Origin of the sequence: Polaromonas hydrogenivorans, assembly GCF_040105105.1 — a bacterium.
GTDB lineage: Bacteria > Pseudomonadota > Gammaproteobacteria > Burkholderiales > Burkholderiaceae_C > Polaromonas > Polaromonas hydrogenivorans.
On the sequence record NZ_CP157675.1, the window covers coordinates 2,243,129 to 2,260,469 of the forward strand.

At 60.0% G+C, this 17,341-nt stretch carries 16 protein-coding genes and 1 pseudogene; 6 read left to right on the top strand and 11 right to left on the bottom strand.

Going from position 1 to position 17,341, the window contains the following annotated elements:
- Nucleotides 1-110: 110 nt before the first annotated feature.
- From ybgF to ABLV49_RS10805, 5 genes and pseudogenes are all read right to left on the bottom strand, one after another.
- Entirely contained in the window at nucleotides 111-872 is a 762-nt protein-coding gene (ybgF, locus tag ABLV49_RS10785; RefSeq protein WP_349276415.1) for a tol-pal system protein YbgF, read from the bottom strand.
- Nucleotides 873-887: 15 nt separating this feature from the next.
- Nucleotides 888-1,429 (bottom strand): annotated as a pseudogene (gene pal, locus ABLV49_RS10790) (peptidoglycan-associated lipoprotein Pal).
- A gap of 45 nt (nucleotides 1,430-1,474) precedes the next feature.
- On the bottom strand, nucleotides 1,475-2,764 hold the full coding sequence (tolB, locus tag ABLV49_RS10795) for a Tol-Pal system beta propeller repeat protein TolB (RefSeq protein WP_349276416.1): 1,290 nt from the start codon (nucleotides 2,762-2,764) through the stop codon (nucleotides 1,475-1,477).
- 17 nt (nucleotides 2,765-2,781) lie between these two features.
- Nucleotides 2,782-3,666: a glycosyltransferase family 2 protein gene (locus tag ABLV49_RS10800; RefSeq protein WP_349276417.1), complete on the bottom strand. Its 885-nt coding sequence runs from the start codon at nucleotides 3,664-3,666 to the stop codon at nucleotides 2,782-2,784.
- Nucleotides 3,624-4,391: a glycosyltransferase family 2 protein gene (locus ABLV49_RS10805; protein ID WP_349276418.1), complete on the bottom strand. Its 768-nt coding sequence runs from the start codon at nucleotides 4,389-4,391 to the stop codon at nucleotides 3,624-3,626. The genes ABLV49_RS10800 and ABLV49_RS10805 overlap by 43 nt, the downstream gene beginning before the upstream one ends.
- 197 nt (nucleotides 4,392-4,588) lie before the next feature.
- Between ABLV49_RS10805 and ABLV49_RS10810 the strand changes: the two genes are divergently transcribed.
- Both ABLV49_RS10810 and msbA read left to right on the top strand, forming a co-directional pair.
- A complete protein-coding gene (locus ABLV49_RS10810; RefSeq protein ID WP_349276419.1) occupies nucleotides 4,589-5,806 on the top strand; it encodes an O-antigen ligase family protein in 1,218 nt (405 codons plus the stop codon).
- Nucleotides 5,803-7,611: a lipid A export permease/ATP-binding protein MsbA gene (msbA, locus tag ABLV49_RS10815; protein WP_349276420.1), complete on the top strand. Its 1,809-nt coding sequence runs from the start codon at nucleotides 5,803-5,805 to the stop codon at nucleotides 7,609-7,611. The genes ABLV49_RS10810 and msbA overlap by 4 nt, the downstream gene beginning before the upstream one ends.
- A gap of 1 nt (nucleotide 7,612) precedes the next feature.
- Here the strand turns inward: msbA and ABLV49_RS10820 are convergent, their stop codons facing one another.
- Nucleotides 7,613-8,254: a DUF2726 domain-containing protein gene (locus ABLV49_RS10820; RefSeq protein WP_349276421.1), complete on the bottom strand. Its 642-nt coding sequence runs from the start codon at nucleotides 8,252-8,254 to the stop codon at nucleotides 7,613-7,615.
- A 333-nt stretch (nucleotides 8,255-8,587) separates the two neighbouring features.
- On the opposite strand from ABLV49_RS10820, the gene ABLV49_RS10825 reads away from it, so the two are divergent.
- Genes ABLV49_RS10825 through ABLV49_RS10835 form a run of 3 tightly spaced genes read left to right on the top strand, consistent with a single transcriptional unit; the run spans nucleotide 8,588 to nucleotide 10,223 of the window.
- On the top strand, nucleotides 8,588-8,734 hold the full coding sequence (locus tag ABLV49_RS10825; RefSeq protein WP_349276422.1) for a hypothetical protein: 147 nt from the start codon (nucleotides 8,588-8,590) through the stop codon (nucleotides 8,732-8,734).
- 12 nt (nucleotides 8,735-8,746) lie between these two features.
- A complete protein-coding gene (locus ABLV49_RS10830) occupies nucleotides 8,747-9,514 on the top strand; it encodes an amino acid ABC transporter permease (RefSeq protein ID WP_349276423.1) in 768 nt (255 codons plus the stop codon).
- Nucleotides 9,492-10,223, top strand: a complete 732-nt coding sequence (locus ABLV49_RS10835; RefSeq protein ID WP_349276424.1) for an amino acid ABC transporter ATP-binding protein — start codon at nucleotides 9,492-9,494, stop codon at nucleotides 10,221-10,223. The genes ABLV49_RS10830 and ABLV49_RS10835 overlap by 23 nt, the downstream gene beginning before the upstream one ends.
- A gap of 116 nt (nucleotides 10,224-10,339) precedes the next feature.
- On the opposite strand, the gene ABLV49_RS10840 is transcribed toward ABLV49_RS10835, so the two are convergent.
- The 5 genes from ABLV49_RS10840 to ABLV49_RS10860 all read right to left on the bottom strand — a co-directional run bounded on the left by ABLV49_RS10840 (nucleotide 10,340) and on the right by ABLV49_RS10860 (nucleotide 14,680).
- Nucleotides 10,340-10,552: a DUF3820 family protein gene (locus ABLV49_RS10840; RefSeq protein ID WP_011801447.1), complete on the bottom strand. Its 213-nt coding sequence runs from the start codon at nucleotides 10,550-10,552 to the stop codon at nucleotides 10,340-10,342.
- Between the two features lie 2 nt (nucleotides 10,553-10,554).
- Nucleotides 10,555-10,917: a translation initiation factor Sui1 gene (locus ABLV49_RS10845; protein ID WP_349276425.1), complete on the bottom strand. Its 363-nt coding sequence runs from the start codon at nucleotides 10,915-10,917 to the stop codon at nucleotides 10,555-10,557.
- 42 nt (nucleotides 10,918-10,959) lie between these two features.
- Entirely contained in the window at nucleotides 10,960-11,391 is a 432-nt protein-coding gene (locus ABLV49_RS10850; protein WP_349276426.1) for a surface-adhesin E family protein, read from the bottom strand.
- Nucleotides 11,392-11,587: 196 nt separating this feature from the next.
- Nucleotides 11,588-14,020, bottom strand: a complete 2,433-nt coding sequence (locus ABLV49_RS10855) for a penicillin-binding protein 1A (protein WP_349276427.1) — start codon at nucleotides 14,018-14,020, stop codon at nucleotides 11,588-11,590.
- Nucleotides 14,021-14,092: 72 nt separating this feature from the next.
- Nucleotides 14,093-14,680, bottom strand: a complete 588-nt coding sequence (locus ABLV49_RS10860) for a YidB family protein (protein ID WP_349276428.1) — start codon at nucleotides 14,678-14,680, stop codon at nucleotides 14,093-14,095.
- A gap of 178 nt (nucleotides 14,681-14,858) precedes the next feature.
- Here ABLV49_RS10860 and ABLV49_RS10865 point away from each other — a divergent pair, with 178 nt between their 5' ends.
- Complete coding sequence (locus ABLV49_RS10865) at nucleotides 14,859-17,297, top strand: DUF3482 domain-containing protein (RefSeq protein ID WP_349276429.1); 2,439 nt, start codon at nucleotides 14,859-14,861, stop codon at nucleotides 17,295-17,297.
- Nucleotides 17,298-17,341: the final 44 nt, after the last annotated feature.

Below are 17,341 nucleotides of genomic sequence, written 5' to 3' on the forward strand. Positions count from 1 at the left end.
TTTTGCGAATTCAGCGCTGTCACTGCTTACAAAAGCTGATTAATCAAAGCTGCCATTCCAATAATGCATTGCTTGATTTCAAGCCATCATGACAGTACGGAATTTGTCGTTTATTTCAGTTTTGACAGACGTTCCTTGGCGACAGATGCAGCCTCGGACTGTGGATAGGCCTTTATAAGATCTTCCAGGGTTTTACGCGCCGACTTGGCATCCTTAAGTTCAACCTGGCAATTTGCCATGGACAAAAGTGCTTCAGGTGCCCGCACATGTTCGGGGTCGGCACTTGCAACGGTACGAAAGTTATTTACCGCAGACTTGTAGTCCCGCAAGGCATATTGAGCATTGGCCAGCCAGAACAAGGCTGATGATTTGTATCCGCTTTGCGGATAGCGCTTCGTGAAAGCCGTGAAGCTGGTCTGGGCAACTGCAAAGTCGCCCTTTCGAAGGGTCGCCAGAGCAGCTTCAAATTCCTGCTTTTCAGCAGGCTCTGCCGCAAACTCCCTCCCATCCACGGAAACCTTGCTAGGTTCGACCTTTCGCAAGCGCTCATCGACCCCCTGCGTGATATCTTTTTGCGTCCGCTGCACGTCGGTGATGCCTCGGGTCAACTGCTCGTTTTGCCCACGCAATGTTGCCATTTCGTTGCGCAAGGATTCAATTTGATTGGACAAGTCCAGCAGGCTGCGGCGAAGCTGGGCATTGTCTTCATTGGATTTTCGCAGCTCTTCCGTCGTACGCTGCTGGGAAACATCGACTTTTTGCCGCAAATCAAGGATGGCTCTACGCGCCTCATCGTCTTCAAACAAGGCTGCGTTGGCATTGAATGCCAGCACGCAGGCGGCAACAGCAATGAAAAGTCTGAATGTCTTCACAGTTGGCCTGCCCGCTTAACGGTAATTGATTTCAGCGCGGCGGTTCTTTGCCATGGACGCTTCATCGAGTCCCGGAACTGCGGGTTTTTCCTTGCCGAAGCTGACGGCCTCCACCTGGGAATCGGTCACACCGAGCAGACCCAAAGCTCGACGAACGGCTTCAGCACGCTTTTGACCCAGCGCCAGGTTGTATTCCCTGCCACCGACTTCGTCTGTATGTCCTTCAATCGCCATTTTGCGTGTTTTGTTTGCCGTCAGGTACCTGGCATGCGCTTCAATGACGCTCTGGAATTCAGGTTTGACAACGTAACTGTCGAAGTCGAAGTAGACGATTTTTGCGGTGTTGGCCGGCCCCGCCACAGAAGCATCAGATGCGCCAATTTGCACGGGTGCTACACCTCTGCTGGCCGCCGCTGCAGCATCTGCGTCTGCCTGCGCGGAGCTTGCTGATCTGTCTTCAACCGGTACACATCCTGCAGTTTGACATTGGAACCGCAGGCCACCAATGAGGCCGCAAGCACGAGAGACGAGATGACGGAAGATAAAAAGCGCTTCATTGATTACCCCTGCTAAACAAAAAATATAGATGCTGGAATTATTGCTTATCGCTGGAACGGACCCCAGTCGGGCTCGCGAATGTCACCGCCCGCTCCGGACAAACGTGCTTTTATCTTGCCGTCCAGCGTGGTTGTCATCAGCGCTTCCTTGCCCTGCTGCTGTGTTGCATAAACAATCAGGCGGCTGTTCGGGGCGAAACTTGGGCTTTCATCGGCGGAAGTATCGGTGATTGATGACACCGTTCCGGTGGAGAGTTCCATGACATGCAACTTGAATCCGCCGCCGACTCGGGAAACATATGCCAGCCATCTTCCATCGGGACTCACCACCGGCGAGATGTTGTAGCTGCCGGTAAAAGTCACTCTTTCTGCGTTGCCGCCCGCAGGACTCATTCGGTAAATTTGCGGCGAGCCGCCCCGGTCGCTGACAAAATAAATCAAACGCCCATCCGGGGAAAATGCGGGCTCGGTATCAATGCTGGATGACTGTGTCAGCCGCTTCGGATCACCGCCATTCAGGCCTATTGAATAAATTTGCGAGCCGCCCGCCTGGCTCAGCGTGGCAACCAGCTGGCTGCCGTCCGGAGACCACGCAGGCGCACTGTTGGAGCCCCTGAAATTAGCCAGCAAGCGCCGCTTTCCGGTTGCTACGTCATGCGAATAAATCACTGGCTTGCGGGACTCAAAGGACACATAAGCCAATTGGGCACCACTGGGCGACCATGCCGGAGAAATGATGGGTTCAGGACTTGCCAGGGCTGACTGGGCACTTTCTCCATCAGAATCAGCCACCCACAGGGTGTAGCGCTGGCCTGCCTTGGTCACGTAGGCAATCCGCGTGGAAAAAATTCCTTTTTCACCGGTCAGCTTTTCGTACACAAAATCAGAAACCCGGTGCGCAGACAGACGCAGGTCGGATTTCGTGACGGTGTAGCTCTGGCCGCCAAGATCCTGCTCGCGCACAACGTCCCACAACCGAAGGCGAACATCAAAGCGCCCGTCCGCCAGCGGTGAAACACTGCCGGTCACCATCGCGTCGGCGCCTTTTTGCCGCCAGCTTGCAAGGTCGGGACGGGTGTTTTCATCTGCCACGACGCCTGCAGCGTCAACACCGCGAAACATGCCGCTTCGCTCAAGATCGGCCTTGACGATGCTGCCGATTTTTTGTGGGGATTGCGCTTCACCCCTGAAGGGCGCGATGGCGATGGGCAACTGAGTCATGCCCACGCCCGACACTTCCACGCGAAACTGGGCGAATGCCGGCATGGATGAAAATGCGCCGGCCGTCAGCAGGCTGACAACGCTTCGGCGGCTGAAAGATGGTGTGATGCTCATAGGTTATTTTTTAATGATCAGTGCAATTGAGTTATTTTGAGGGGCGCCGCAGTGTCGAGTTCCCGAAGCCCTTTTTCCGCCAGGACAAGATTGGTTTTCATGCGTGCCATGACGCGGTTTTTATTGACCGATTCCTGGTCACGCTTGCTTTCGGGGTGCCAGAGATGAAACACCTCGGTAGCCATGAAGCCGTTTTTCCGCTTGAGGCCCAAATGATGGAGTCGAAGAACAAGGTCGGCATCTTCATGGCCCCATCCCTGGAAAGTCTCGTCGAAGCCGTTGACACTGACGAAATCATGTCGCCAAACGCCGAAGTTGCAGCTTCGAATCCCGCGCCATTGAAAGTCTTGTTGTACCCTGAATAAAGACAGCGGCCAGTTAATGAGGTGCAACAATTTGTTGCTATCACCCCGAAAACGAGCTCGCAACCAGAAAAAAGCAGAGCAATGTGGCAAATTGCTTTCACTGCCAAGCACTTCGGCGGTGAGGGTTTTACTCAACAAAACGCGGCTTCCGTTGACAAAAAATCCGGGCTCGGCAAGAAGTAGGTGCCGGGCGACAAATGACTTGTTCGGAATGCAGTCTCCATCAAGAAACACCAGGTAGTCACCTTTCGCAAAATGGGCCGCCAGATTGCGCGCTCCTGCGGCGGTGAACCCGACATCCGGATGCCAGACGTGGCGCACGGGACAGGTGAACGCAGGACAACGCTCGAAAAGCATTTCGACCTGATCCTGCCTGGAACCATCATCAGCAATCAAGACTTCGTGTTCCGGATTGCATTGCTCTGATAAAGAGCGCAGGACGGCAAGCAACGCATCGGTCCTGTTATAGGTCAGGACAATAAAGCTTATTTTCATTACGCTGGCGGCACCTTGCCGGGCTGCCGCTGAAGCAGCCATAACTTCAGATACCTGTAGTAAGTACCTTCGGCGTTGGAAATTGCGAGAACCAGACCCAAGCGACCATCCAAAAATCCAAGCCGCAAAAAATAGGTCCGGACAAAGGCCCACATGCCATGGCCCAGAGCCTTGCCGACAGATGCAGGTTTGCCTTTGTTGAACAAGCTTTGGGCGCCTGCCGTTGAATAGCGATTGGTTTTATCGAGAACAGCTTCAAGGTTTCTGAAACTTTCGTGCAGCAAGCGGGAATTCAGCTGCCCTACCTTGCTTGTGGTCATGATCTTTTCATGAACCAGGTCGTCTGAAAACCGCGCCGAATTCCGGCGAAACAGGCGTGTCACACGATCGGGGTACCAGCCTGAATGATGCATGTACTGTCCGCAGTAACTGGAAAGACGTGGCATAGAGTAGGCATCAAAGTCCGACGCTTCAAGCGCAGCACGGATTTCGGCCTGCAACTCGGGTGGCACTCGCTCATCGGCATCGATTGAAAGTACCCAATCCGATTTAGCCAATGCCAGGGCACGATTTTTTTGAACGCCGAATCCCTTCCAGTCGGAGTTCGTGCTTACGTCAGCACCCATGGAAAGGGCTATCTGCACAGTGTTATCCGTACTGCCGGAATCCAGGACGATGACCTCATCAGCAAATGCTACAGAGGACAGGCACGCTTCAATGTTATGCGCTTCATTTTTAGTGATGACGGTGACAGACAAGCTTGGCAAGAGACGCCTTTTTACTGGGATTGCCAGGGTTTATGAGAAAAACCCCCAGCTGATGCCTGTAAAGCATAGCAGAGCATCCATCTGTAGATGGGCGGTTTGCCATACAGGGGAATCACCGATAATGCGGGCAAATCACCCATGGCTCAGTATCTACTTTGTTAAAAAACCCAATCAACTTCCGGCTTGTGGTCATCTGCATGGCAGCAGCTTCCGTCGGATTGTCGATGGTTCTCATCAGCATCGCCAAGCTACTGTTGGTATTCTTCGGCTTGGCTGTTGTGCTCTTCACGCGGCGCGCGCCGACTGCAGGCAGCCCATTGACTGGAATGAGCACCCCGATCGCAGTGCTGCTGGCCTTCTTTGCATTCGCACTGAGCCTTTTCTGGACCGTGGCGCCACAAGCCGAGGCCTTGGGCTCTCTGGCCAAGTACGGCAAGCTGATCACGATTGTCTTGATGCTGCTCATCATCCGCGACCGGCGCGAGGCAAATTATGCGCTGGGCGCTTTTGTCGCGGCACAGACCTTTCTGCTGGCAAGTTCGTGGATGCTGTTCGCCCATCTTCCGCTGCCATGGGCAACGTCGCGCATGGCACTGACCGAGTATTCGGTATTTTCCAGCTACCTCGACCAAGGCATCATGAGCGCCGTGTTTGCGGGCATCTGCTGGCATTTTCGGGAACATGCTCCCGGCCGATTTGGCTCCAGGCTGGCTGTTTTTCTGGCCCTTGCAGCGCTGGCCAATGTGTTTTTTGTCCTGAGCGGACGCACGGGTCATGTGGTTGGAATCGCACTGGTCTCCATCGCCATCATGTGGGAGCTGCCAAAAAAATACCGCGCAATTGTTGTCCTCTTGCCCTTCTTGTTGGCTCTGGGTTTGTTTTTCAGTTCAACCAAAGTCCGTGATCGATTGACCAAGGTTGAAACTGAAGTCCAGTCCTACTCCACCCAGGCAGAGCCTGTCACGTCGTCAGGTGTCCGGCTCAATCTCTGGCGCAGGGCCATTCAGAGCATTGGCCAGCATCCACTGGCAGGGTCAGGTGTCGGTAGCTGGAGCGGCGAATTCAACCGGCTTCAACGCGCACAAAATCCTGCCCATATTGATATAGACAGCAACGGCAACCCCCATCAGGAATATCTCCTCTGGGGGGTGCAGCTAGGCATTCCGGGCATTCTTCTTTTTCTTGCCCTGCTGCTTTCGGTGCTGCGCGACACCCTGAAGATGGACAGACCTTACTCGCGGGCAGCACAGTCCACGCTGCTTGCGCTGGCCGTTGCGTGCCTTTTCAACTCATCCATCTACGATGCGCAGATAGGCGATTTTTTCTGCATCCTGATGGGTTTACTGCTGGCCCTGGGTCTTAACAAAGCCCCTGGCCAGCCTATCGCCAGGTATCACTACAAGCAGGCTGTGTGACCAAGACCCCAGAAAAACAAGTTGCGGGTAAAGCCCCAAAACTGACGCTGCTCCGCAGGCTTGCGCGCGTCTGGCCCTATTTCAGCGGGTCGCGGGCGGGCTGGGCGCTGGCCATAGGCGCGACCATCGTCGCTTCAGCCACCGAGCCTTTTGTGCCGGCCTTGCTCAAACCCTTGCTGGACCGTGGCTTTCAGCGGGACTCTTTCAACCTCTGGCTGGTGCCTCTGACGCTGATGCTGCTGTTCATCATTCGCGGCCTGTCGGGATTCCTGGCGCAGTTCGCGCTGGCCAAGGTGACCAATGATGGGCTGCTCCAGTTGCGCAAGGCGATGTTTGACAAGCTTCTGAGCGCGCGGCTGACCTTGTTTGCCGACCAAAGCTCCAGCATGATTGCCAATACCGTCGTGTACGAAGTGTTCAACGGCTCATCGTCGCTGATCAACGCCATCATGCGGCTTGCGCGCGATGTGCTGACGCTGCTGGCACTGATCGGGTATCTGGTTTACCTGAACTGGAAACTGACGCTAATCGTCGGTTTTCTGTTTCCTGCGGTCGCGTTCGTCATCCAGGTGCTGTCCAAACGCCTTTACCGCCTGACCAAGGAAAGCCAGACGGCCACGGACAGCCTGGCCTACGTGGTCGAAGAAAATGTCATGGCGCATCGCGACGTCCGCCTGCACGGCGCGCAGGCCGGCCAGGCCAGCCGCTTCGACAGTCTGAGCCATTCGCTGCGTCGGCTGTCGATGAAATCCACCGCGGCCTATGCCGGCATGAGTGCCATCACGCAGGTGCTTGCAGCCATGGCGCTGTCAGCCGTCATTTCGATTGCACTGATGCAAAGCGCGGAAAACACCACCACGGTGGGCGGCTTCGTGGCTTTTGTGACCGCCATGCTGCTGCTGATCGCGCCCATCAAAAGCCTGTCGGATGCCGCCACGCCGGTCACGCGCGGACTGGCCGCCCTGGAGCGCGGCCTGGACCTCATGGACTTGACGCCCAACGAAACCAGCGGTTCTTTTGTGAAATCCAGGGCGGTTGGCGCGATTGAATTTTCCAGTGTCAGCGTCGCTTACAAGACAGATGCCGTGCCCGTCCTGCAGGACTTCAACCTTTGCGTGACAGCCGGTGAAACGCTCGCCATCGTAGGCGCATCGGGTTCCGGAAAAACAACGCTGGTGAACCTGCTGCCCCGTTTTGTTGAAATAAGCGCAGGCAGCATCACCCTGGATGGCCAGGACATTCGCGACTGGAACCTGGCGTCCCTGCGTTCGCAGTTTGCCTTTGTCAGCCAGCATGTCGTCATGCTCAACAGCAGCATTGCCGAGAATGTGGCCCTTGGGCAGCCCATTGACCCGGCAAAGGTCAATGAATGCCTGACGGCAGCCAACCTGGCTTCCTTGCTGGCCGGCCTTCCCGAAGGTCTGGACACCGTTCTTGGCCACAACGCCATGCAGCTTTCTGGTGGCCAGCGCCAGCGGCTGGCGATTGCGCGCGCGCTTTACAAGGATGCGCCCATCCTGGTGCTTGATGAAGCCACCTCGGCGCTTGACACCGAATCGGAAATCGCCGTGCAGGACGCGGTCAGGCGGCTGACCTCGGGGCGCACATCGCTGGTGATCGCACACCGCCTGTCCACCATCCAGAATGCCGACCGCATCATCATGATGGATGCGGGACGGATTATCGAATCAGGCACCCACAAGGAACTGCTGGCGAAAAATGGTGCTTTCGCGCATCTTTACAGGCTGGGCTTTCAGTCATCCTCACCTGTCCAGACCGCGCCGATTCAGCCTTTGAATGTGTAGATCAGCTGGCCCCGCCGGCCTGTTGCAGGGTGAATGCAGCCAGATCGGCATGGAATTCGCTGTCCCCGCCACGCGTGACCTGATGCTCTAGCGTCTGCGCCGGCAACTCGCCCAGAAACAACTCGCGCATGGTGCTGGCATCGGGCAGGTTGAAAGCGTTCACGACGGTATAGGCAATGCCGCAGTCCAGCAGCAGGGCTTCCTTCAATTCACGGCTGGCTTTGGTCAATGCCAGCTTGCCCGGCACATCCACGCACCCGACCACCTTGCCCTGCAAGGTGCAAACCGTGAAGGTGGAATAGAGGCCATCGAGCATTTCCAGCCATTGCTCGCTCTTGAGCCGATCATCGGCTCTGGCCTTGGCACTGCGTTTGGCGTTCGAGTTGCGCGTCTCGTGCAGTTTGGTAAACCGCAGAATGGGGATTTTCACCACGACCGCATGATCGGGAAAAATGTCCCTCAACGCGCGCCAGACTTCCTGCTCATTGCCATTGACAATCGGGCGGCCACGCAGCGGCCACCGCGCAGGCAAATGCCTGTCGCTGTCCTTGGGGCGGCGCAGCCACCAGGACCACAGCAATGCGCCCAGTGCCATTCCGGCAAGCAGACTCAATCCCGATGCAATGACGGTCCATTCATTCAAGATGGTTTCTCCTTGGATTTTGCAAATGTGCTGTTCCGCCATGAATTCATGGCAAAACACAGTCACGCGTCAACGCCGTGATGCACAGTCCCGCATCATGAACGACTTACAGGCAAACGGTCAACCCACTTCATGCCATGCGACTGCCGCCATTGACAATTCCCCACCCTGCAGGCCTCATCCGACGCATCAGAAACCGTCCGAATACTGCCGGTTTTTACCTTCCAGGACTCCGTTTCGGCATGGCTCTTGCTCACGTTAACATGGCATACCGCTGTAGTCGCCTGGTTTCAGGACGATCAAACATTTCCCCATTACTCCTTCAATCCCATCATGAATCTCCTGTACAAAATCGCGGCTTCGGCCGGCAACCCTTCGTTGGCGCCTGGCAACGCCCGGACCTGGAACAAGGAAAGGGTCATGGGCTACAAACAGTGCTTCAACGCCGCCGTGCCCGTGTTGCCCACCACTAATCACTGATCACAATCCGTCATGGAACAAGTTCTCTGGTTCGGCTGGTTTCGCGCCGACATCGTTTTCCAATACGCCACGCTGTTCTGGCACGGTCTGCAAATGACCATCGCCGTCACGCTGATCTGCATCGTCCAGGGTACGGCGCTGGGCCTGGCAGTTGGCCTGGCCCGCGTGGCTGAAGCGCGCCATTCCCCGGCAAAGCAATTGTGCAAATACCTGTTGCAGTGGCCGGCAGCGGTCTATGTCAGCTTTTTCCGGGGCACGCCGCTGTTTGTACAGATCCTGCTGATTCACTTTGCCGTGCTGCCGCTGTTCATCAATCCGTCTGACGGTCTGCTGATTTCGGGCGAAGCGGCTCGCGACCTGAAGCAGAACTACGGCGCCTTCCTGTCGGGCGTGGTGGCGCTGACGCTCAATTCGGGCGCCTACATTTCCGAGATTTTCCGGGCCGGCATCCAGTCGATAGACCGCGGCCAGGTCGAGGCCTCGCGCTCCTTGGGCATGTCATTTCCCCGGACCATGTACCACATCGTGCTGCCGCAGGCGTTTCGCCGGATGCTGCCGCCGCTGGGCAACAATGCCATCTCGCTGCTCAAGGACTCGTCGCTGATTTCAGCAATTGGCCTGGCCGAACTGGCCTACGCGGCGCGCACGGTGGCCGGTGCCTATTCCCGCTACTGGGAGCCGTATCTCACGATTTCGCTCATGTACTGGGTGCTGACGCTGGGCCTGGCCTACGGCGTCAAACGACTGGAGGCTCGTTATGGAAGAGGTGATTCACGTTAAAGGCCTGACCAAGCTGTTTGGCAAGCATGCGGTGCTGCGCGGCATTGACTGCGCCATCAAGGCCACCGAAGTGGTGTGCGTCATCGGGCCGTCGGGCTCGGGCAAGAGCACTTTCCTTCGCTGCCTGAATGGACTGGAAGATGCGTCAGGCGGCGAGGTGCTGGTGCATGGCGTGTCGGTGCATGAACCCAAGACCGATGTCGATGCGCTGCGCTCGGAAATCGGCATGGTGTTTCAGCGCTTCAACCTGTTCCCGCACAAGACCGTGCTTGAAAACATCATGCTGGCGCCGTGCAAGGTGCGCGGGCTGACCAGTGCCCAGGCCCGGCTGCGCGCCAGCGAATTGCTGGAAAAAGTCGGGCTGCTGGAGAAGATCGACGCCTACCCCAATCAGTTGTCAGGCGGGCAGCAGCAGCGCGTGGCGATTGCGCGGGCGCTGGCCATGCAGCCGCGCATCATGCTGTTTGACGAGCCCACTTCCGCGCTGGACCCTGAAATGGTCGGCGAGGTGCTGGCCGTCATGCAGGCGCTGGCCGAGGAAGGCATGACCATGGTGGTCGTGACGCACGAGATGGGCTTTGCCCGCCAGGTGGCCGACCGGGTGCTGTTCATCGACGAAGGCGTGGTTGTGGAAGAAGGAACGCCGGCCGCGATTTTTGACAACCCGCAGGAAGACCGGACGCGCCGTTTCCTGAGCAAGGTGCTGTAACGGCGAACTTGTTTTCTGCGTGAATGCGGAAAATAATGGTCAAATATGCCTTTTGCGCAATATCCACGGGCATGAATAGCTATGTTTAGCATAGCAATCATGCAACCGGTACGGCATCAAGGCTTGCGCAGCGGCTCCAGCAGCGACGACAGGCCGTTGTGGTCAATCTCGTGCATCAGCGCCAGCAGGCGGCCGATTTCGCCCTTGGGGAAGCCTTCGCGGGCAAACCAGTTCAGGTAGTTGCCGGGCAGGTCGGCAATCAGCCGGCCCTTGTATTTGCCGAACGGCATTTCACGCTCCAGCAGCAGCTGCAAATCCTCGGGCTTCACGCTCAGCCCCCTGCCCGCTTGGCAACAAATCCCTGCTTGCCCAGCGCCACCAACACCTGCTCGCAGTGGTCGCCCTGCACTTCGATGACGCCGTCCTTGACCGTTCCGCCCGAGCCGCAGGCCGCCTTGAGCTGCTTGCCGAGCTGCGCCAGCGCTAGCTCGTCCAGCGCCAGCCCGGTGACCAGCGTGACGGTTTTCCCGCCCCGGCCCTTGGTGCTGCGCGAGACACGCGCCACGCCATCGGATTTGGGCAGCGCTTTGGCCAGCTTGCAGATGCAGGCCGATGCAGGCTGGCGGCAGCCGGGGCACATTCTTCCGGCATCGGTCGAATAGACCAGGCCGGTGTTGGAAAGAGCTTTTTTCATGAGGTCAAATGTCTAAAAAGAACAACAGCTGATCCATGGAGTTCAATTGTTGCTGATGCTGGAAGTCTCGCATGCCGCACGGATGATTCGCCGGTACGGATTGGGCTCGACATCGCGGAACTGCATCGGGCGAGGCTTGCCTTGTGAATACAGCGATCTTTGATAGGGCTCGCCTTTCCACGCCGGCTGACTGTAATAGTCAATGGAGATATAGCGGGCCGTATTGTTCGCGCAGTCAAAAAGAACTTCCGACACATAGGAACGGTAAGGCGCGCCATCCCAGCTGACGCGGTTCGCCGAGCGGCTCACCCTGACGCGCATGATGCGCGTTTCGCCGTTGATGGAAACCGGGGTCGGGTCCACCTCGATGGTGTTGACGGTTTCATCCGCCGGGTCGCCCATGACGTTGAACCAGACCGTTTGCGCCTGCAGGGACGCACTCCACAAGCACAGCAGAAGCAATATTTTTTTCATCTGGGAGTCACTTGAATGTCGATTTTTCTTTTGTGCCGCCCGGCCCCAGTCAAGCGACAACTCAGTCACGCGTTCAGGATTAGCCTGAAATCCTGACGGGCCTTGTCCCTTCCCGGCCCGGGCACCTCCGGCCGTTGTGAATTATCAATCAAATCAGCCTCCAGACAAGCAGGCACGCGCGCCAACAGCTATGTTTTCAATAGCCCCGTCCCGACGGTTCAGGCGCCCCTTCCGTGGCGGGGGCGGGAAGCTCCGCGCGCCTGGCCGGCCGTCCCTCTGGCGGCAGCAGCTCGAATGGCCTGGGCCCGGCTTGCACGTCCTGTTCCGGCCGCTGGGTGTCGGGCGCGGGCGGCGGAATGGTGATGTAGCGGATCGCGGGGGCCGATGGCGAGCCTTCCTGGGGCGCCACGCCAGACTCCGGCATTGGCGTGCTGTCGGCCGGTGTCTCGCCTTCCGGCAAGGCCTCGCCGTTCGTTGCGCCACCTTCCTCGGCCGGCACGGGTTCCGCCTCGCCTGGAGCGCCTGCGCCCCATGAACGTGGCGAAGCCTGCGGCGCGCCAAAACGCACCTGCTGATCGACCACCCGGGTATTGAAAGCCTGCTGGAAGAATTCGCCGACCATCGGCAGCGCGCTCTGGGCGCCCTGGCCCCAGCGGTTGCCCATGGTGATGCGGTTGTCGTTAAAGCCGACCCAGGCACCCGCAACCAGCTGCGGATGCATCAGGATGAACCAGCCATCGGTGTTGTCCTGCGTGGTGCCGGTCTTGCCGGCCACGTCGGCCTGGATGCCGAACCGGTAGCGAATGCCGGTGCCCGTGCCCTTGTCGATCACGCCGCGCATCGCATCCAGCAGGGTTTGCGCCACCTCAACCGACATGGCAGGCTCCGGCTCCCTGGGCGCAAACCTTTCAAGCACCTTGCCGCTGCGGTCTTCAATTTGCGTGAACAGCACCGGCTCGATATAGCCGCCGTCATTGGCAATGGTGCTGTAGGCCGTCACCATTTCCTTCAGCGTCACCGGGCTGGTCCCCAGCGCGAGCGAAGGCACTTCCTCCAGCTTGCTCTGGCGCACGCCCATGGACTTGGCCAGCGTGGCGACATGCGCCGGCCCGACCTGCTGCATGACCTGGGCGGTGATGGTGTTTTTCGAATACATCAGTCCCTGGCGCAGGCTCATGGTGGCGCCGCTGGGGCCTCCGCCATCGCTCGGCCGCCAGAAAGCCCCGTTGCCCAGCGGAATCTGCACCGCCTGGTCAACAAAGGTATCGGTCGGCCTGGCGCCATCCTCGAACGCGGCGCCGTACACAAAGGGCTTGAAGGTGGAGCCGGGCTGGCGGTGCGCCTGGCTGACATGGTCGAACTGGTCCTGCGTGAAATCGCGGCTGCCAACCCACGCCCTGACCTGCCCGTTGCGCGGGTCCAGCGCCAGGAATCCGGCCTGCAGCCGCGTCTTGTCAGCGTGCAGTTTTTGCATGAAATTCGCATCCGCCTGCAGCTGCTGCAGGGCCTGCTCCGGCGTCTGCCCGGCCTCCAGCGCAGCCTTGAACTCTGGCGCGCTACGCACAAAAGCCAGCACCAGGCCCTTTTTGGCCTTCCAGCCGGCACGCAGCCCCCACTCCGCGCTGGCCTGCTGCTGCAGCCTGTCGGCCTGGCGCGTCACGGCTTTGTTTGCCATGTCCTGCAGCCGTGAATCAATCGTGGTGCGCACCACCAACCCGTCGGCGTAAATGTTGTAGTTGTTGCGGTCGGCCCATTCAATCAGCCAGCGCTTGAGCTGCTGGGCAAAGTGAGGAGCCGGACCCAGCGTTTCGGTCTGCCGCTCAAAATCAATTTTCAGCGGCCTTTTTTGCAAGGCGGCCAGCCTGGCTTCAGGCAGCTTGCCGTGCTTGACCATCTGCGACAGCACGGTGTTGCGGCGCTGCACCGAGCGCTCGGGGTTTTGCACCGGGTTGTAATAACTCGTGCCCTTGAGCATGCCGACCAGCGTCGCGCTTTCCAGCACGTCGAGCTTGCCGGCCGACTTGTCGAAGTAGGTGCGGGCCGCCATTTCAATGCCGTAGGCGTTGTAGAGAAACGGCACGGTGTTGAGGTAGGTCTCCAGGATCTCGTTCTTGGTATAGACCGACTCGATCTTCAGCGCCGTGATGGCCTCCCTGATCTTGCGCGTCAGCGTCGCCGAACGGCCGATTTCCTCGGGGTACAGGTTGCGCGCCAGCTGCTGCGTCAGGGTCGAGCCGCCCTGCAGGTCGCCCGTGAGGGTATGCAGGAAGGCCGAAGCCGTGCGTTTCAGGTCCATGCCGTGATGCTGGTAGAAGCGGTGGTCTTCCGTGGCAATCAGCGCATCGATCACTTTGGGCGAAATGTCAGCCAGCTTGACCCAGTCGCGGTTGGCGCGCTTGAACACGGCCAGCTCCTTGCCATCGGACGACAGCACCACCGATGCCTTGTCGGTCTTGGCCTTGCTCAGGTCCGAAATGCTGGGGGTGAGCGGAATCTGGATCAGCGTGAACACCAGCAGCAGGACGGGGATGGCGGCCAGACCCCAGGCGATGTCGCGCCGGGTGAGGCGGCGCAGGCGGCCGGGGATGGCGGCGGCGAATTGCTTGAAGCGGGGCAAGAGCGTTTTCATGGCCGCGATTCTAGGGCGGCACTGTCTGATACATCTCCTGCAACGCAGTTACATGCGTTTTGCCTGAAGTCCTCAGCGAGGCTTGCCAGCGTTCATGAACTGCTCCAGCATCGACATTCCACGGTTAAGCAGGTTATCGCCATCATCGGGCACGCCGCCCTGGGGCGTCAGCTGATTCACCATTTCAGGCAGGATTTGCGCCATGCCGCTGGAAACCTCTTCCTGGCTCACGCCCAGCTGCTGCGACAGGCGCGACAGCTCATCCATGCCGATCACGTCATTCACGGCCTGCGGCGCCAGCGCCTCGTTGGGTCCGGTCGATACCCAGGAAGCGGCCTGCTGGCTGTAGCCCTTGTTCCGGAAGCGCTCCAGCACCGCCCCGATGCCGCCATTGCGCTGCACCCACTGCATGGCCAGGGGAAGCAGCAGGAGCATCAGGGCGCTGCCCTTGTTGCCCAGGCCCGAGCTGCCGCCGCCCAGTCCGCCTAAACCGCCCAGGCCGCCCCCGGCAGGCCCTGCGGACCCTCTATTGCCGCCCAGCATTCCGCCCAGCAAGTCACCCAGACCGCCGCCCAAGCCGCCGCCCATCGGACTTTGCTGCCCGGACTGCGCATTGCCCAGCACGCTGCCCAAGATATTCCCCAGGAAATCGTTTGCCATTTCATCCTCCAGTAAAAGTTCAGAGCCCTGAACATAAACCAGGGCGGCAGGCATGCGCGTAGGCTGATGCCGCATACCCGAGGGCCTTGCAGGCCTATTTCCGGGATGCCATCAAACCCATCCTGCACGGTCCGCGCGGGTGGCGCCTCTGCGGCCTTGGTTCTGCATAATCAGTTTCATGAGCCAAGCACCCAAGCGCATCACCCTCGACGAAGCAGCGGCGCGCCGCATGCTGCTGGCACAAGCGATTGAAACCAGCGATACGCAGGGCAAGCTGCTCAGCCCGGTGGAGCGCGAAGAGATTGACCGCCTGGCCTTGCAGTTCGCCAGCCGGCAATCCAGCGCCAACCCGGTATCGGATGCCAATGTCCAGGCCTTCCTGAACGAACGCGCCCGTCAAGTCCTGGGCGTGGTGGAAAACCGCAACCCCGCGCTGGCGTCGCTGCAGGAGCGCAGGCCATGGACGCGCTGGCTGGCCGTGGCCGCGTTCCTGGCGGCAGGCCTGTTTGGCGCGGCCACCGACCGCATCGCCAACCCGCACCGGGTTGACCTGCTGTCGCTGCCGCTGTTGGCCATCGTCGGCTGGAACCTGGCCATTTACTGCGCCCTCATCGCCAGCTATGTCCTGCAGCGGCGCAAGCAGCAACAGCCAAATCAGGAAAGACCTGCGTCCTTCATGCGCTGGGCCGAGGGCTTGCGCGGCTGGCACCGCCGCGCCGGCCAGTTGCGCGCCACGGTCACGGCCGTGTTCACGCGACAGTGGTACGGCGCGACCGCCGCGCTGCAGACCCAGCGCTGGCGCAAGGTGCTGCACCTGGCCGCAGCCGGCTGGGCCTTTGGCATTGGGCTGTCCCTCTTTGCCCGTGGCCTGGTGGTTGAATACCGCGTCGGCTGGGAAAGCACCTTTTTGAATGCCGACCAGGTGCATGCCGCGCTGCGCGTGCTGCTCATGCCCGCCATGGCGCTGTTCCCGTTTGAGCCCTTCAGCGTCCAGGACATCGCCAGCCTGCAATTCAGCAACGGCAGCGGCGCCATGGCCGGTGCGCGCTGGGTGTATATCTATGCAACGCTGCTGGCGGTCGTGGTGATCGTGCCGCGCCTGGCGCTGGCCTTGTATGCCCGGTGGCGCGAGCGGGTGCTGTCGCGCCGCGTCGTGCTCAGCCTGAGCGATGCCTATTACCAGCGACTGCTGGGCATGCTGAACCCCACGCGCGTCCAGCTCGGGCTGCTCGCGCTTCGGGACCAAGACCGGCATGCCCTGCTGCGCGTCATGCAGCCGCGCAACCAGGCGTTTTCTCCGGCTGAAAGCGCGCCCGGCGAATGGCAGCCGCTGATGCGAACCAGCACTGGCGAAGCGCTCTGGATCGCCGACATTCCGCCAGCCAGCCAGCCGCAGCCGGCCCAGCCGGTGAACACATCCCACAGTTGGGCCGGCCGGGCTTTTGGCCGGCTGATGAAGCCGCGCCCTGCCGATGCGGCCCGCCCGGTGCCCAGCCCGCAGCAAGCCGCGCATGACGACAGCGATGTCATGCTGATCGTGGTGCAGGGCGCGAGCGACCTTGAAGCGGTCCAGCCGGCGCGCAGCGAAGCGCCCAAGTCCACGCTGCTGCTGGTCAACTCGCCCGCCGACACCGGCCGCGAAGTCGCCGTTGCGCTGTGCCGCGCCAAGGCACGCACCCTGGGCCTGCACGCCGAAGTGCTGGGGTTCGAGCAGTTTGCCCAAAGCTGGGTGCAAGCCCCGGTCCTGCTCGATGCCCTGGCCCGCTGCATGCCAAGCCATAAAAAAGCCGCCTTTGCCAGGCTGAGCGAGGCTTGGCTACAGCGCAATCAGGCCTTGTTTGAGGAATCCATGCAGGTCATCGCCACGCAGCTGCTGGATGCCGCCCGCGAAGTCGAGGAAGCGCGCAGCGCCCTGCCCTACGTCAAGCGGCTGATCAGCACGACCGACCGGCAAGCCGATGCGCTGGCCCGAAAAGCCGCGATGGCCACCGTGGTCGAGCGCCTGCAGCGCTCGGTTCGCCAGTCGCACGCCCGGCTGCTGCGCCTGCACGGCATCGACGATGCGAAAGGCATGCTGCTGGAACAACCGCTGAAGGAAAAGTTTGACGTGCAGGCGCCGATCAACGCAAAAGAGGCCGGCCTGGCGGGCGCAGCCACGGGCGCGGCCTCCGGTGCCTCAATCGACCTGGTGACCGGCGGCCTGACCCTGGGCGCGGCAGCCGCACTGGGCGCGCTGATCGGCGGCGGCGCCGCGTATGCCGGAGCGGCCTGGAAAAACCGGGCCACCCCCGCCGGCACCACGCTCGTCCAGCTCAGCGACGAGATGCTGCAGACGATGCTGGCGGCGGCGCTGCTGCGCTACCTGGCGATTGCGGACTTTGAGCGCAGCGCCAAGCCTGCCGTTGCCGAGTCAGGCGAAACAGCCGTTTTGTGGGAAAGCCGGGTTGTGGCGGCCGTTGAAGCCAGGAAGGACAGCCTGGCGCGCTTTTGGGCCGAGGCGCGGACGCAGCCGGGGCAGGGTCAAACTGCGGTGGCGCTTGGCGATGAGCTGCAAAAGGCGATGCGGGTGGTGCTGGAGGGGCTGCATTCAGCCAGCCAGAGCCAAGGGGTGCTTTGACTTCACGAGGCATCTGGGTATGGAGCGACGACGTGAACCGCCAT

Bases quoted from the DNA above. Each gene is read 5' to 3' on its own strand.
- tolB (WP_349276416.1), bottom strand. From the start codon at position 2,764: ATGAGCATCACACCATCTTTCAGCCGCCGAAGCGTTGTCAGCCTGCTG.
- ABLV49_RS10800 (WP_349276417.1), bottom strand. From the start codon at position 3,666: ATGGCTGCTTCAGCGGCAGCCCGGCAAGGTGCCGCCAGCGTAATGAAA.
- ABLV49_RS10810 (WP_349276419.1), top strand. From the start codon at position 4,589: ATGGCAGCAGCTTCCGTCGGATTGTCGATGGTTCTCATCAGCATCGCC.
- ABLV49_RS10825 (WP_349276422.1), top strand. From the start codon at position 8,588: ATGAATCTCCTGTACAAAATCGCGGCTTCGGCCGGCAACCCTTCGTTG.
- ABLV49_RS10830 (WP_349276423.1), top strand. From the start codon at position 8,747: ATGGAACAAGTTCTCTGGTTCGGCTGGTTTCGCGCCGACATCGTTTTC.
- ABLV49_RS10835 (WP_349276424.1), top strand. From the start codon at position 9,492: ATGGAAGAGGTGATTCACGTTAAAGGCCTGACCAAGCTGTTTGGCAAG.
- ABLV49_RS10845 (WP_349276425.1), bottom strand. From the start codon at position 10,917: ATGAAAAAAGCTCTTTCCAACACCGGCCTGGTCTATTCGACCGATGCC.
- ABLV49_RS10850 (WP_349276426.1), bottom strand. From the start codon at position 11,391: ATGAAAAAAATATTGCTTCTGCTGTGCTTGTGGAGTGCGTCCCTGCAG.
- ABLV49_RS10855 (WP_349276427.1), bottom strand. From the start codon at position 14,020: ATGAAAACGCTCTTGCCCCGCTTCAAGCAATTCGCCGCCGCCATCCCC.
- ABLV49_RS10860 (WP_349276428.1), bottom strand. From the start codon at position 14,680: ATGGCAAACGATTTCCTGGGGAATATCTTGGGCAGCGTGCTGGGCAAT.
- ABLV49_RS10865 (WP_349276429.1), top strand. From the start codon at position 14,859: ATGAGCCAAGCACCCAAGCGCATCACCCTCGACGAAGCAGCGGCGCGC.